Consider the following 15291-nt stretch of genomic DNA (forward strand, 5'->3'; position numbering starts at 1 on the left):
CTTAAATCAGCGAATATTAATCAGGAATAAATTTCACTTCTGTAATTGTACCTTCCAATAAAATTTCCTCTGGTAACATCATTTTTAATACAAAGGAAGATCCCGTAATTTGGATAAAACCTTTATTTGTTTTTAATCGAAGTTCCGTATCAGAATAGGTTGCTAATCCTTGGTGGTTTTCAATATAGACATGAATTTGTCCGATTATCGTTATTCGTGGTAATTCAAGCATCACATCAGAAGGAAGTGCAAGATATTTTACTAACCAAGGACGGATATGCTGTTGCCATTTTTTCACTAGGGCATCCCCCTCTCATAACCATGTTTATGACGGAGATGAAAAGATAAGAACAATAAAGAAAAAAGAGCCATCAACAATGGAGCTACTGAAGCTACCTTGTTAATGACTCTTGATTAATTACTATTTTCTTCGTTTTGCATGATTAATTTCGTAAGGTTTTTTTGCTCTTGGTGACCCTAAAACCTCTGACATAATAATACCGTTTACTAATCCTGTTTTTCCTAAGTTACGTTTAATTTGCCTTTTTAAATTCTCTTGGTTCCCGGAATTTTCCTTATTAGGCTCACGTAACGTATTTCCAATAATTCCATCATGAGGGAGTTTTTCCATCGCGTCTTTTGTCTCGGTTCGCAATTGGTTCGCCAAACGTCCCAGCTGTTCACTTTGCTGTTCTTCAATGGATGTAGGAACTGGCTGATTGGATTGACTCTCATGATTCCTTCTCTGTTGTTGTGGTTGATTACCTCCACCAGAAGGATTTGGCCTAGGTCTAGGTCTATTCGTTTGCCTTTTTTCCTGTTCTTGTTCCGCTGAACTGTTCCTCACGAACCCTATAATCCCAGCTATAATAATGATGACTATAAACAGGTTATCCATAATCAATTGTATAAGAGATTCCACAATAACCCTCCTTTACCGGTGTCGATTAGCTTATTTCGGGTTATTATCATCATTATCTTCTTCTGTCAGTTTACCGATGGAATCACGCATATCTGTATCTGCATCGATATTTTTATAGCTCATATAATCCATTACTCCTAAATTACCTGAACGAAGGGCTTCTGCAAGTGCGAGTGGTACATCAGCTTCAGCTTCCACAACTTTTGCGCGCATTTCTTGTACACGTGCGAGCATTTCTTGTTCTTGCGCAACAGCCATCGCGCGTCTTTCTTCGGCTTTCGCTTGTGCGATGTTTTTATCTGCCTCAGCTTGATCTGTTTGCAGAATAGCACCAATGTTTTTACCGATGTCAACATCAGCAATATCGATCGATAGAATTTCAAAGGCAGTTCCTGAGTCAAGTCCCTTACTTAACACAGTCTGTGAAATCATGTCGGGATTTTCTAATACTTTTGTATGTGCTTCTGAACTACCAATTGTACTTACAACACCTTCACCGACACGTGCAATAATTGTTTCTTCCCCTGCACCACCGACTAGACGATCAATGTTAGCACGAACCGTAATTCTTGCTTTTGCTTTTACTTCGATCCCATCCATCGCAATCCCAGCAATAAATGGTGTTTCAATAACTTCAGGGTTAACACTCATTTGTACCGCTTCAAGTACATCACGACCTGCTAGGTCAATAGCTGCGCCACGCTCAAAAGGTAACTCGATATTCGCTCTATGTGCTGCGATAAGCGCATTTACCACTCTGTCTACATTACCACCAGCCAGGTAATGACTCTCAAGCTGGTTGGTTTGCACGCTTAATCCTGCTTTATGTGCCTTAATTAAAGGATTAATTACTCTATTTGGCACAACTCGACGTAAGCGCATCCCTATTAATGTAAAGATTCCCACTTTAACTCCAGCTGCTAGAGCACTAATCCATAGCATAACCGGAATAAATGTGAATAATATAGCTACAGCAATCAAGATTAACGCGATTATAATAATCGGCATAAGTTCTGATATTTCCATGCTAATTCCTCCTGTTTTTGTATTTTCTCTTCATTATATTATAATTCTATAACGACAATCCGAACTCCTTCTACTTTTACAATTTTTATTTGCTTATCTTTGTCGATAAACGACCCCTCTGATATGACATCCAAACGCTCGTCACCAAACTCTCCCGCTCCGGAAGGCCTTAAGGGGGTTACTGCAATACCCTCCATACCGATTAATTCCAAACGATTTTGGGAGGACACATAACCTTGTTCTGTCGTTGTTTGATCCTTTAAGATAATATGACGAAAGACACCTTTATCCATGCCAATTCTTCTAAATAGTATGACTGCAGCTATGACTGCTACTAAAAAGGCAATTCCAATACTCATCGACATATGCCCTAAATCATAGCCGGACATTAACAGTGATCCAACCACTGCTAAAGCGCCGAGTACACCAACAATTCCACCAGGTACAAAGAATTCAGCAATGATTAAAGCAATTCCTATGATAAGGAGCACAATAGCCTCCGTACCTGCTAATCCAGCGATAAAGTGACCATAGAAGAATAATAATAATGCCACAATTCCCATTATTCCCGGGATACCGAAACCTGGTGAAAATATTTCCACTATTAATCCTAGACTTGCTATTGACAGCAAAATTGGAATTACAACAGGGTTTGTTAAAAACCTGGCAACATCTTCAGCAAGTGCAGTTTCTGCTTCAAAAATAGTTGCATTCGATAAACCTAGTTCATTCAACAATTCGGCTCGGTCATCAACAATACCTTGTGCATATTCAACCTCTACTGCTGAATTCGGATCAAGTGTTAAGTATTCTCCCTCAGGAGCACCATATTCCGGAAGATCTATACTGGGATCTGCCATTGCTTGAGCATAGAGTGGATCCCTTCCTTTGGATTCAGCAGCACTCCTCATGGAAGCGAGCCAAGCTGATTGCGCTTTTTGATCAGCAGCATTTCCGTCTTGCGTAATAATCCCACTTGCTCCCATTGTTGCTTGTGGCTCCATATAAATATTATCCGTGTTGAGTGCAATATACGATCCTGCTGATAATGCTTGATTAACAATAAAGGAAGTTGTTGGTATCTCTAAATTCTGAAGCATTCCAGCAATTTCACTTGCAGCATCCACCCGTCCACCCGGTGTGTTAATTTCGAAAACGATATGATCTGCACCCTCATCAACAGCTTCTTGTGTTGCACGGGATAAAAAAGCTTCCAGGCCGCGTTCTACCTCGTTTTCAATCGGTATAATATGAACCAATTTTCCAGCACCATTCTCATTCGCTTTAACAGATTGACCTGCATCCGTTACTACTGCCAAAAAGATAGAGAATAATAAAATTATGTATATGGAACGTTTTTTGCCTGGCAATATATTCACCTCCCCTTTTGGTGCCTACCTCATATACGAATTTTAAGGCAATTGGTTTCATTTTATATACCGTCTGATTAAATAATATCATAAATAACCCGGTAAGTGATACTGCTAAAAAGATCCCTGTCAATATATATGACAAGGATCCTTATTTAATCAGCTTAATTGTTTTTGTACAAGTTTATTTATTTGTGTGCCGTCTGCCTTTCCTTTAACTTTAGGCATTATTGCACTCATCACTTTACCCATATCTTTTTTGGATGTTGCATTAACTTCTTGAATTGCCTGCTGTACAACTGCCTCCAGCTCTTCATCCGTTAGCTGTTTTGGCATATATTCCTGCAAAATATTGACTTCAGTGTCAAGTTTTTCAACAAGGTCATCACGTCCAGCTGTTTTAAATTCTTGGAGGGAATCTTTTCTTTGTTTCAACTCTCTGGAAAGAATAGTTAACTCTTCATCTTCCGACAGATTATCTTTACCAAGATTTATCAATTCATTTTGTAATGAAGCTTTTATCATGCGAATGACGCTTAGTTTTTCTTTATCTTTTTCCTTCATTGCTTGCTTCATATCTTGATTCAGCTGTTCAAGTAGTGTCATGCTCTCCAACCCTCTTTAATATTTGCGCTTCCTAGCAGCTTCAGATTTCTTTTTACGCTTTACACTAGGTTTTTCATAATGTTCACGTTTACGATATTCTTGTAGTGTACCACTTTTTGACACGCTGCGCTTGAAGCGACGAAGAGCATCCTCAAGAGACTCGTTTTTACGGACGCGAGTTGTATTTGACATGCTAATTTCCCTCCCTCCAAAGCAAAAACAGGTTTGTAAAGACATATGTATAATCTCCACATGTCTTCATTAAGTATAATATATTCAGGCTTATAGGTCAACTAGTTATTATTCACTCTGATCAAAAAAACTAGATTTTTATTAGATGATTTGGATTTTTTCCTGTCACATTAATTTTCTTTAACGATCTCAATTCCGGAACTTGCTCCGATTCGGGTTGCACCTGCATCAATCATTTCTATTGTTGATTTATTATCACGGACGCCTCCGGATGCTTTTATACCCATTTCACTACCAACTGTTTGACGCATTAACTTAATATCTTCTACTGTTGCACCTCCACCGGAAAATCCGGTTGATGTTTTCACAAAGTCTGCTCCAGCTTCTTTTGCCAATTTACATGCTCGAATTTTTTCATCATTGCTTAGTAGTGATGTTTCAATAATAACCTTTGTGAGTGCTCTATCCTTAGCCGCAGAAACAACTGATTTTATATCGGCTTGTACAGCTTCATCATTTTTAGATTTTAATTCGCCAACATTAATAACCATATCCACTTCTGTAGCACCATCTTTAATTGCTTGTTCTGTTTCAAACACTTTTGACGCTGTAGAAGTTGCGCCTAATGGAAACCCAATAACAGTACATATTTTTATGGATGTATCTTTTAAATTTTCATAACAAAATGGCACCCAGTAAGGGTTCACACAAACAGAAGCAAATTCATACTCTCTCGCTTCATCGACGATTTGTTTGATTGTTTCTTTTGTAGTATCTGGTTTCAATGCAGTGTGATCAATATACTTAGCTAGTTCTTTATTCATCATTAACTTCCTCTCTGAATATAAGTACACTTATAACTCTTCAAATTGATAAGAAATGCTTGACAACACATATATAGCTGCCGTTTCAGTACGTAGTATTCGGGGGCCCAGGCGAACAGGATGAAACCCGCTTTCCTTTAATTTTTCTGCTTCTTTTACAGAAAAACCGCCCTCAGGTCCAATACAGATAAATAAACGGTGATCACGTTCTAACCTTTTCATGATGCTTCCAAATGATTGGTGTTTTTCGGTTTTCGCTTCTTCTTCATATGGAAAAATTTTCATATCATAAGTAGTGCTTTCCTCAATTAAATCCGACAGCGTCATAGGTGAATGAATTACAGGGATTTGTTTTCGATGACTTTGCTCACTTGCTTCCTTAACAATTTTTCTAAAACGATTCATTTTTTTGGCTTTCTTTTTTTCATCCCATACAACTATAGAACGTTCGGCCTGGAATGGGATGAATGAATGCGCACCAAGCTCTGTTCCCTTTTGTAAAATTAAATCAAACTTATCGCCTTTAGGTAAACCTTGAGCAACAGTTACAGTTATGGGAAGTTCAACTGCTTCATCCAGCCATTCCCGGACTGTTGCATGAATACTTTGGTCTATAGCAGTAATTTCACAAATTGCAGCAATCCCATCCGTATGATTACAAATGATTTTGTCTCCCTCTTTATAGCGCATCACACGGCTTATATGGTGGGCATCATCACCCTTTATAATAACCTCAGACACATGCCAATCTGTAGAAGGAATAAAATATCGTTGCAAATTAGGCACCTACTTTTTATTTAAACTTTCCTGGCTGTAATAGAAATCCAATCTTCCAACATATTTACTTCCAGAATTTCAAACCCTTGCTGCTCCAATTTATCTTTTACTATCTGTTCTTTCGTTTGAATAATACCGGACATAATGAATAAACCACCAAATTCTAGGGTTTGCCAAGCATCATCAACAAACTGAATAATAATTTCAGCTAAAATATTTGATACGATAACATCTGCTTTCATATTGACTTGATTAAGTAAATTATTCTGTTTCGCTTCGATTTGTTTATCCAGTTTATTAAGTTCTGCATTTACTTTCGTGCTTTTTACTGCCACATCATCCAAGTCATATGCATATACATTGCCGGCGCCCAGCAGAGATGAAGCGATACTTAATACACCGGAACCAGAACCAACGTCGATAACGACATCCGCTTTCTTTATATACTTTTCTAGCGCTCGTATACTGAGAATTGTAGTTGGATGTGTTCCTGTCCCAAAAGCCATTCCCGGATCAAGTTCAATAATAATTTCGTCACTAGAAATTGGTGTATATTCTTCCCATGTAGGTATTATTGTGACTTTATCCGAAATATGAATTGGCTTATAATATTTTTTCCAGGCATTTGCCCAATCTTCCTCATTTATTTCTCTAGATGTTACATGGTTTTTCCCAATATCGATGGCATAGTTTTTCAAATTCGTAACGTCTTGTTTTATACGCTCAACAACTTCATCTAAACGATCGCCTGCAGGAAGGTATGCTTTAATATACACACCTTCCTGTGGGTATTCATTCGGGTTCAACTCATAAACTTCACCGAAAAATGTATCCCGTTCTTTGACTAAATCCAGTGGGTCTTCAATTACAAGCCCGCTTGCACCAATTTCGTCTAATATGTTGGAAATTGGTTCTATTGCTTCGTTCGTTGTATGAATACATATTTCTGACCATTTCATTTCAATCCACTCATTTCATCTATAGAAAAGCGCTTATATGTAACGATGTGAAGCTCACATCGTTATTCACTTTTAAAAGCATTTTTAAAACGTTGAAAAAGGGAGCTGTCCTGCTCATTTGTTGATTCGTTACCACCAATTTCATTAAATTCACGTAATAGTTCTTTTTGACGCTCTGTTAATTTCGTAGGTGTAACAATCTTCACAATAATATGTTGGTCTCCATGACCATATCCACGAACGTTTGGTGCACCCTTTCCTTTCATGCGGAATGTTTTTCCTGATTGAGTCCCAGCAGGTATTTTTAACATAACTTTACCATGAACAGTAGGGACTTCTACTTCATCACCTAATGCTCCCTGGGCATAGTTTAATGGTATTTCACAATAAATATGATCTCCTTCACGCTCAAAGAAATCATGCGGTTTTATTTGAATAAGCACATATAAATCACCAGGAGGTCCCCCGTTTACACCAGCTTCTCCTTTTCCGGATACACGAACTTGTTGACCTTCATCGATACCTGCAGGGATGGTGATATGAATTTTATTATGCTTTTTCACTTTTCCAGCTCCGCCACATGTCGTACATTTTTCCGGTATAATTTTTCCGGATCCATTACAGTGATGGCATACACGGCGATTAACAACCCTGCCAAACGGTGTATTCTGTTCCGTATTTAACTGACCGGATCCATTACAATGAGAACATGTATTGACTTTTGTTCCAGGTTTTGCGCCAGACCCATTACATGTTTCACAATTTTCCTCTTTTGGAATACGGATATCTGTTTCTTTTCCAAAAATAGCCTCTTCAAATTCCAGTGTCATTGTATATTGCAGATCTGCCCCTTGCTGTGGTGCATTTGGATCTCTTCTGCGGCCTCCGCCACCAAAGAACATGTCAAAGATATCACCAAAACCGCCAAAGTCCTGTGCTCCACCGCCAAAACCGCCAAAGCCTTGGTTTTGCGCGCCTGCATGCCCAAATTGATCGTATTGCGTGCGCTTTTGTTCATCACTTAGCACTTCATATGCTTCTTTGGCTTCTTTAAATTTGTCCGCTGCATCCTCTTCTTTATTCACGTCCGGATGATATTTTCTTGCTAACTTCCGGTACGCTTTTTTAATTTCGTCTTTTGAGGAATCCTTTCCGACTCCTAGTACATCATAATAATCGCGTTTACTCACTTGTTGATCACTCTCCCGACACTAGCATAAATATTATCTTATCATTACTCGATCCCTCGTAGCAAATCTGCTTAGAGAGTATCCATTTTAGATAAAAAGGTCAAAGCCAAGAGGATCCTGACTTTGACCTTTTTTATTTGATTTCTATTCTTTTTTATCTTCTTCTTCGTCTACTTCTTTATAATCCGCCTCTGTTACGTCTTCGCTGCCTTGTCCTTCTGATCCTTGCGCAGCTTGAGCGTCTTGCTGGGCTTGTTCATAAAGTTTAACAGTAAGCTGTTGTACTTCTTCCTGGAGTGCATCTTTCTTCTCTCTAATCTGTTCAATGTCGTCAGATTCGATCGCTGTTTTCAATGCTTCTTTTGCATCTTCAGCTTTTTGTTTTTCGTCATCTGTTACTTTATCACCGAGGTCTTTGATTGTTTTATCTGTTGTGAAAATAAGTTGATCAGCCTCATTGCGTAAATCTACTTCTTCACGGCGTTTCTTATCTTCTTCTGCGTTTTCTTCAGCTTCATTTACCATTTTTTCAACTTCCTCATCCGAAAGACCTGATGACGATTTGATCGTAATGGATTGCTCTTTGTTTGTGCCCATATCTTTCGCGCTAACATTCACAATACCATTTGAGTCGATGTCAAATTTCACTTCGATTTGAGGAACGCCTCTTGGCGCTGGTGGGATATCTGTTAATTGGAAACGACCCAATGTTTTATTATCTGCCGCCATTTCACGTTCACCCTGAAGTACATGAATATCTACAGCAGTCTGATTATCCGCAGCTGTTGAGAACACTTGCGATTCACTTGTTGGAATTGTTGTATTACGCTCAATCAATTTTGTGGAAACAGATCCCATTGTTTCAATACCTAAAGAAAGTGGTGTAACGTCCAATAAGACTACATCTTTAACATCACCTTGAAGCACACCACCTTGAATAGCTGCACCTAATGCTACAACTTCATCAGGGTTAACTCCTTTGGAAGGATCTTTTCCTGTTTCACGCTTAATTGCCTCCTGAACAGCAGGAATACGTGTTGAACCACCAACTAATATCACTTTATCAATTTCATTTGCACTTAAGTTAGCATCAGATAATGCTTTTCGTGCAGGAACCATTGTACGTTCTACCAATTCTGAAGTAAGTTCTTCAAACTTAGCACGAGTTAAATTCATTTCCATATGCAACGGTCCAGCTTCTCCTGCTGTGATAAATGGCAGTGATATTTGTGTTTGAGATACGCCTGATAGCTCTTTTTTCGCTTTTTCAGCAGCATCTTTCAAACGCTGTGTAGCCATTTTATCTTTGGATAAGTCGATGCCGTTTTCTTTTTTAAATTCCTGTACCATATAATCAATGACAAGTTCATCAAAGTCGTCACCGCCCAAACGGTTGTCTCCCGCTGTGGAAATAACCTCAAATGTACCGTCACCAATATCTAGGATAGATACGTCAAATGTTCCTCCACCAAGGTCATATACAAGAATCGTTTGATCCTGATCTTCTTTGTCTATACCGTAAGCAAGTGCTGCAGCTGTAGGCTCATTAATAATACGTTCTACTTCTAGTCCTGCGATTTTACCTGCGTCTTTTGTAGCCTGACGCTCTGCATCATTGAAATAAGCTGGTACAGTAATGACAGCTTTCTCAACTGTTTCCCCAAGGTATTCTTCAGCGTATGATTTAATATGCTGCAGGATAATTGCGGATACCTCTTGTGGTGTATATTCTTTATCTTCTATTGTTATTTTATAATCTGTGCCCATATGACGTTTAACAGATTGAATAGTATTCGGATTTGTAATTGCTTGACGCTTTGCTACTTCTCCAACCTGTCTTTCACCATTTTTAAAAGCAACTACAGATGGTGTTGTGCGATTCCCTTCAGGAGTAGGAATTACGACGGATTCACCACCTTCCATTACTGCTACAACTGAGTTTGTTGTTCCTAAATCAATACCAATTATTTTACTCATACCTATTTTCCTCCTTAACTGCTCCATACAAAGTTATTTATTTACTTTTACCATTGCAGGTCTAATAACACGATCATTCAAAATATACCCTTTTTGTAATTCTTCTACAACTGTATTTGATTCTACTTCTTCTTCCTCTACTTGCATCACTGCATGGTGCAGGTTTGGATCAAATACATTCCCTTCTGCTTCAATCTCTTCTACACCCTGAGACTTGAGTGCATCTTTCAATTGCTGATATACCATTGTGATGCCATCAATAAGGCTGGAAGTCGCATCTGTTACTTCTACTTGCAAAGCTCTTTCAAAATTATCTATTGCAGGTAATAACTCATTTACCAGGTCTTGGGCTTTATACTTGCGATCTACCTCTTTTTCCTTTTGCGAGCGCTTTTTGAAATTATCAAATTCCGCCTGCAAACGAAGCAATCGATCTTGTAGTTCCTCTTTTTCCTGTTTTAATGCTTCCATTTCTTTCTGTTCGGAATCCGACGTTTCTTCGGAGGTTCCTGCTTCTGTTTCTTCTGAATCAATGACTTCTATTTGTTCTGATTCATCTTTTTGGTTGACGTCATCTTTTGTAATTGTATCTTTATCATGCTTTTCCACCGTAACACCTCCTATTTAAAAATAACCAAATAAGACTATATCATGAATAACATATGAATTAAACCTGGAAGTCCTCTGGTCACTCGCTCCTGAAAAAGATTATCTATTATTCATTGTTTTTATACCACATGTATAATGCGTCTGTCATCTCATTTGATAATATATTTAACAATGAAATTACCTTCCTGTACTCCATTCTTGTTGGTCCAAGTAAAGCAATAGTGCCCATTTGACCATCACCTGATTGATATGCCGTCGTAATTAAGCTGAAGTCTTTAATAGCATCTACCTTATTTTCATTTCCAATTGTCACCCTTATTCCCTCATTTGTTCGCTTCAAAAGATTTGCTATTTCATCTTCCTTTTCAATCATGGAATAAAAAGAGCGTATCTTATCTACATCATCAAATTCAGGCTGCATCAAAATATTGGATTTCCCACCAATATATAGTTTAACTGGAGATTCATTAAAGAACGCTGCTTTTAAATAATCGTATGATTTATCAAAGTCATTCACATACAACTTCATAAGAGAGGTAATTTCCGTATTAAACATTTCCCGCAGGCGTACGACTGGCACTCCTAACAGTCGATCATTCAAGATATTCACCATTTTTTCCAAATCCAGCGGGTTAATTTCAACTGGTATCGAAAATGATCGATGCTCGACATGGCCTGTATTTGTTACTAGGATAGCAACAGCCGTGTTCCTTGAGAGTGTGACGATTTGCAGTTGCTTTAATTTTGCTTCATATAATTCAGGACCCAGGATTATTGAAGTATAATTGGTTAATTCGGATAACACTTCTGCCGACATTTGAACCATTTGCTCAAATTCAAAGAAACCATCTGCAATAAAATCCTTAATTACGTTTGTATTGGTTTGATTGGAAATTGGTGCTATCAAATTATCAACATAATAACGATAACCCTGTTCAGAAGGCACCCTTCCTGAAGAGGAATGTGTTTTCTCCAGGAAACCCATCTCTTCCAAATCTGCCATTTCATTTCTTATCGTTGCAGCACTATAAGGTATATTATCTTTTTTAGAAATAGCACGAGAGCCAACCGGATACGCCGACTCAATGAAATCATCAATAATTACTTGCAAAATCAATAACTGCCTTTCTGTCAACATGATAATCACCCCTGTTAGCACTCTTAGTTAGTGAGTGCTAATGCTATTAATAAATTATCAAATCATTATTTCTTTGTCAATAAACATGTATTGCTCATATTTGTGAAAGGTTTACTAAAAACAGAGGGGAAACTCCTCAGCAAAAAGATGCCTTCTAAGTTTCCCCTCCATTATTATTAATCATCATCCATTTTTAATACAGCCATAAACGCTTCTTGTGGAACTTCTACAGATCCAACCATTTTCATGCGTTTCTTACCCTCTTTTTGTTTTTCCAGCAGTTTACGCTTACGTGTAACATCACCACCATATAATTTTGCAGTTACATCTTTCCTCACAGCCTTAATGGTGGAACGTGCTTCAATTTTATTTCCTATAGCTGCTTGAACCGGGACCTCAAATTGTTGTCTTGGAATAAGTTTTTTTAGCTTTTCAACAATTTGTTTTCCACGTTCATGTGCAAAATCCCGATGCACGATAAAGGATAATGCATCGATTGTATCTCCATTCAATAAAATATCCATTTTTACAAGATTTGAATCTCGATAACCGGTTAATTCATAATCAAACGAAGCATATCCTTTTGTATGGGACTTCAATTGATCAAAAAAGTCGTAAACAATTTCGGATAAAGGAATATCATAAATAACATTCACCCGAATATCATCCAAGTATTGCATATCGATAAATTGTCCCCGCTTTTTCTGCGCTATTTCCATAACAGGACCTACATATTCACTTGGTACCGTAATTGTTGCTTTAACAAACGGTTCACTTATTTCCTGTACTTGTTGCGGATCTGGCATCATTGATGGATTATCCACTACTAGGGACTCTCCGTCTGTCAGTTCAACCTCATAGATAACACTAGGAGCAGTAGTGATTAAATTTATATTAAATTCGCGTTCAATTCGCTCCTGAATGATTTCCATATGCAATAATCCTAAAAATCCACAACGATACCCAAATCCTAATGCTTGTGAGGATTCCGGTTCATATTGGAGTGACGAATCGTTTAACTCCAGCCTTTCCAAAGCCTCTCGCAAAGCATTATAATTGTTTGCATCAACCGGATATAAACCACAGAAAACCATTGGATTTAACCTGCGATATCCCGGTAGAGCTTCTTCTGCTTCTCTATTTACATGGGTAATCGTATCGCCGACACGCGAATCACCGACGTCTTTAATAGATGCTGTTAAATACCCAACATCACCAACGAGTAACTCTTCCTTTTTAATTGGTTGTGGTGAAAACACACCAACTTCGTTAACTTCAAATTCTTTTCCTGTAGCCATCATTTTAATCTTATCGCCGACTTTCACAGAACCATCTTTTATAGAAATATATGCGATGACCCCGCGATAGGAATCGTATAATGAATCAAAAATAAGTGCTTTTAATGGATTATTTTCATTTCCACTAGGCGCAGGAATAACCTCCGTTACCCTCTCAAGTATGTCTTCAATCCCGATGTTCGATTTTGCTGAAGCTAATATGACATCATCTCCATCAATACCGACAATATCCTCCAATTCTTTTTTTACACGCTCCGGTTCTGCGCTTGGAAGATCTATTTTATTAATAACTGGAATTATTTCCAGTTCATTTTCAAGTGCAAGATACACGTTTGCCAATGTTTGTGCTTCGATACCCTGTGCCGCATCTACTACTAATATGACTCCTTCACACGCAGCAAGGCTTCTGGAAACTTCATATGTGAAATCGACATGTCCAGGTGTATCAATTAAATGAAAAATAAATTCCTCGCCGCTATTACTTGTATATTCCAGCTGTACTGCATTTAATTTTATCGTAATTCCTCGTTCACGTTCCAAATCCATTCCATCAAGGAATTGCTCTTTCATTTCACGTTGTGTTAATGCTTTCGTATTTTCTAAAATCCGATCAGCCAGCGTTGATTTACCATGATCAATGTGTGCTATAATCGAAAAGTTCCGTACATTTCTGTCTTGTTTCACCATTAATGATCCTCACTCCTACATGCCTTTTACCACATTATAGATAAAAGCTTCAAATTTATCACACGGCAATACTAGCTTTGATTATAGCAATGCAATCACTTAGATTCAATAAAAAAACAAAAAAAGGCCCTTATCAACATTCTTTGATAAGGGCTTTAACATGGATCAAAAAAACAATTGTGAGACCTGATATAAACCCTGTACAACCAGTTCATAAAAACCTTTCACGAATGTCTCCAAAAAAGAAGCCGCCTTTTGTACGAAATGGACTGGTTCCTGCCTATCCATTACATCTATAGAAGAGGATTCAATTGTCTCTATCTCTTCTTCTTCAATCACAACCGCTTGATCGGATCCTTCTGATTCATCGTTTATAGCGGTATCATCGTTATCCATCCCATACAACATACCTGTTAGAAAAAAAACGGCAAGTAACAAAATAACTATAAATGAGCGAGCCATACATCATACCTCCTATGAGTCTGTATCTACTTCTTCTGCATCCCAATATAACTCACTAAATACCTCTGCCAATGCATCAGCTGATCGGTTTAATTCTTCCATATTGTTTTCAACTCCACCGAACTCCAGTACCAATGAATTTTCCGATAGATCCTGATTAAATACACCGTTCGTTGCAGAGCCTTCTTTCGGATAAACCCCTCTGCTTAGACCGGGGTATTTTTCTTCCAACAGATAATGCAGTTCAGTAGCAAATTCCAGGTTCTTCTCATGTTCAGCATGTTCAGCACCGACAACGATCATAATCCTGGCATATGACTTTCCATTTATTTCTTTTGTTGTTATGTCTCTGGATACAGCATCACGATGCAAATCGAAAACATATTGTATCTCTTCATTAGTGGCAAATGCTTCTTCTACTACATCCCGTGAAGCCTCATATGACTGAGAAAAACTCATTCCTTTTTCACTAAGTTCATTGCTGATATCCGTATCATCAACGTTGGTTCCAATACCCTTCGCTTCTAAAGACTCAGCTAATCGGTCGCTCACTTGCGTTATGTTCACCTCATCGTGAAATGCCTGGTCAGGCTCTGTTACATCAGGTAAATGGGGCAGAAAAGATTCACGGTTATGTGTATTATAAAGAAAAACAACATCTCGTTCGCCAGTGCTTGGTGTGGTCTCATCCTCTTCTTCGGAACCGGAATCCTCTGGATCATTTGATTCTTCTGCTATAACCGCTTCCCTGTCCCTTAAAACTTCTTCTAACGGTGGTGAGGACTCTACAGGGAGGTTTGTATAATTTGTTCCTTCACCGGCGATTAATATCTGGCTATCAAAAATCGAATATCCGGGTAATTCATTTCCAAGTAAACTCCTCGGATCATTTGGTTTGATGCTTGTAGCTATTTGAAAAAGGGTGGTGGATATGTCAGGTAACGTCTCATTATTGGGATAAGCTTGATTAAACGCCCTATTTTCCATTCCTAGTAAAGATAAAAATATGGATCCATCTATATCACTCGTCCACTCAGTAATCGTATTCGACGAGAAGCGATAAGCAGGCTGAATCGTTGTCAATATACCAATGAATATAAATAAAACAACAATACTAATCAGATACATCGCACTTTTTTTATAAATAGGATTGACTCGATTTCGAGCGTGATGATTATTGCTTCCTAAAAGCATGGTTCCACCCTTCCTGAAATCAAAAGATTAATCACTCTTCAATAAACTCTATGATATAAT

16 protein-coding genes are annotated in these 15291 nt (G+C 38.1%); all 16 read right to left on the reverse strand.

What is annotated here, in order from left to right; genetic code table 11:
• Positions 1 to 16: 16 nt before the first annotated feature.
• The gene (gene yqfC / locus KFZ58_RS10600) at positions 17 to 298 is read right to left on the reverse strand and encodes a sporulation protein YqfC (protein ID WP_235791286.1); all 282 of its coding nucleotides are present in this window, start codon (positions 296 to 298) and stop codon (positions 17 to 19) included.
• 123 nt (positions 299 to 421) lie between these two features.
• Positions 422 to 922, reverse strand: coding sequence for a YqfB family membrane protein (locus tag KFZ58_RS10605; RefSeq protein ID WP_235791287.1), 501 nt, complete (start codon positions 920 to 922; stop codon positions 422 to 424).
• Positions 923 to 952: 30 nt separating this feature from the next.
• On the reverse strand, positions 953 to 1948 hold the full coding sequence (gene floA, locus KFZ58_RS10610; protein ID WP_235791288.1) for a flotillin-like protein FloA: 996 nt from the start codon (positions 1946 to 1948) through the stop codon (positions 953 to 955).
• Positions 1949 to 1986: 38 nt separating this feature from the next.
• Positions 1987 to 3318 carry an NfeD family protein gene (locus KFZ58_RS10615; RefSeq protein ID WP_370642266.1) on the reverse strand — a complete coding sequence of 444 codons (1332 nt, stop codon included), beginning with the start codon at positions 3316 to 3318 and terminating at the stop codon, positions 1987 to 1989.
• A gap of 159 nt (positions 3319 to 3477) precedes the next feature.
• Positions 3478 to 3924 (reverse strand): GatB/YqeY domain-containing protein, encoded by a 447-nt coding sequence (locus tag KFZ58_RS10620; protein ID WP_235791289.1) that lies wholly within the window; start codon positions 3922 to 3924, stop codon positions 3478 to 3480.
• A gap of 15 nt (positions 3925 to 3939) precedes the next feature.
• Positions 3940 to 4116 carry a 30S ribosomal protein S21 gene (gene rpsU / locus KFZ58_RS10625; protein WP_156291110.1) on the reverse strand — a complete coding sequence of 59 codons (177 nt, stop codon included), beginning with the start codon at positions 4114 to 4116 and terminating at the stop codon, positions 3940 to 3942.
• Between the two features lie 170 nt (positions 4117 to 4286).
• Complete coding sequence (deoC, locus tag KFZ58_RS10630) at positions 4287 to 4940, reverse strand: deoxyribose-phosphate aldolase (protein ID WP_235791290.1); 654 nt, start codon at positions 4938 to 4940, stop codon at positions 4287 to 4289.
• Between the two features lie 30 nt (positions 4941 to 4970).
• Positions 4971 to 5717 (reverse strand): 16S rRNA (uracil(1498)-N(3))-methyltransferase, encoded by a 747-nt coding sequence (locus KFZ58_RS10635; protein WP_235791291.1) that lies wholly within the window; start codon positions 5715 to 5717, stop codon positions 4971 to 4973.
• 20 nt (positions 5718 to 5737) lie between these two features.
• The gene (prmA, locus tag KFZ58_RS10640) at positions 5738 to 6676 is read right to left on the reverse strand and encodes a 50S ribosomal protein L11 methyltransferase (RefSeq protein ID WP_235791292.1); all 939 of its coding nucleotides are present in this window, start codon (positions 6674 to 6676) and stop codon (positions 5738 to 5740) included.
• 62 nt (positions 6677 to 6738) lie between these two features.
• The gene (gene dnaJ, locus KFZ58_RS10645) at positions 6739 to 7866 is read right to left on the reverse strand and encodes a molecular chaperone DnaJ (protein ID WP_235791293.1); all 1128 of its coding nucleotides are present in this window, start codon (positions 7864 to 7866) and stop codon (positions 6739 to 6741) included.
• Positions 7867 to 8010: 144 nt separating this feature from the next.
• Positions 8011 to 9843 carry a molecular chaperone DnaK gene (dnaK, locus tag KFZ58_RS10650; RefSeq protein WP_235791294.1) on the reverse strand — a complete coding sequence of 611 codons (1833 nt, stop codon included), beginning with the start codon at positions 9841 to 9843 and terminating at the stop codon, positions 8011 to 8013.
• Positions 9844 to 9876: 33 nt separating this feature from the next.
• A complete protein-coding gene (gene grpE / locus KFZ58_RS10655) occupies positions 9877 to 10452 on the reverse strand; it encodes a nucleotide exchange factor GrpE (protein WP_304956793.1) in 576 nt (191 codons plus the stop codon).
• A gap of 106 nt (positions 10453 to 10558) precedes the next feature.
• Positions 10559 to 11590 carry a heat-inducible transcriptional repressor HrcA gene (hrcA, locus tag KFZ58_RS10660; RefSeq protein ID WP_235791295.1) on the reverse strand — a complete coding sequence of 344 codons (1032 nt, stop codon included), beginning with the start codon at positions 11588 to 11590 and terminating at the stop codon, positions 10559 to 10561.
• Positions 11591 to 11766: 176 nt separating this feature from the next.
• Positions 11767 to 13575, reverse strand: a complete 1809-nt coding sequence (gene lepA, locus KFZ58_RS10665) for a translation elongation factor 4 (protein ID WP_235791296.1) — start codon at positions 13573 to 13575, stop codon at positions 11767 to 11769.
• A gap of 165 nt (positions 13576 to 13740) precedes the next feature.
• Complete coding sequence (locus KFZ58_RS10670) at positions 13741 to 14037, reverse strand: hypothetical protein (protein WP_235791297.1); 297 nt, start codon at positions 14035 to 14037, stop codon at positions 13741 to 13743.
• Between the two features lie 12 nt (positions 14038 to 14049).
• Positions 14050 to 15231 carry a stage II sporulation protein P gene (spoIIP, locus tag KFZ58_RS10675; RefSeq protein WP_235791298.1) on the reverse strand — a complete coding sequence of 394 codons (1182 nt, stop codon included), beginning with the start codon at positions 15229 to 15231 and terminating at the stop codon, positions 14050 to 14052.
• Positions 15232 to 15291 lie beyond the last annotated feature (60 nt).

This window comes from Virgibacillus sp. NKC19-16 (assembly GCF_021560035.1).
GTDB lineage: Bacteria > Bacillota > Bacilli > Bacillales > Amphibacillaceae > Virgibacillus_L > Virgibacillus_L salidurans.

Excerpts from the sequence above, each read along its gene's own strand:
- floA (WP_235791288.1), bottom strand. The coding sequence starts at position 1,948 with ATGGAAATATCAGAACTTATGCCGATTATTATAATCGCGTTAATCTTG.
- KFZ58_RS10620 (WP_235791289.1), bottom strand. The coding sequence starts at position 3,924 with ATGACACTACTTGAACAGCTGAATCAAGATATGAAGCAAGCAATGAAG.
- rpsU (WP_156291110.1), bottom strand. The coding sequence starts at position 4,116 with ATGTCAAATACAACTCGCGTCCGTAAAAACGAGTCTCTTGAGGATGCT.
- deoC (WP_235791290.1), bottom strand. The coding sequence starts at position 4,940 with ATGAATAAAGAACTAGCTAAGTATATTGATCACACTGCATTGAAACCA.
- prmA (WP_235791292.1), bottom strand. The coding sequence starts at position 6,676 with ATGAAATGGTCAGAAATATGTATTCATACAACGAACGAAGCAATAGAA.
- dnaK (WP_235791294.1), bottom strand. The coding sequence starts at position 9,843 with ATGAGTAAAATAATTGGTATTGATTTAGGAACAACAAACTCAGTTGTA.
- hrcA (WP_235791295.1), bottom strand. The coding sequence starts at position 11,590 with ATGTTGACAGAAAGGCAGTTATTGATTTTGCAAGTAATTATTGATGAT.
- lepA (WP_235791296.1), bottom strand. The coding sequence starts at position 13,575 with ATGGTGAAACAAGACAGAAATGTACGGAACTTTTCGATTATAGCACAC.
- KFZ58_RS10670 (WP_235791297.1), bottom strand. The coding sequence starts at position 14,037 with ATGGCTCGCTCATTTATAGTTATTTTGTTACTTGCCGTTTTTTTTCTA.
- spoIIP (WP_235791298.1), bottom strand. The coding sequence starts at position 15,231 with ATGCTTTTAGGAAGCAATAATCATCACGCTCGAAATCGAGTCAATCCT.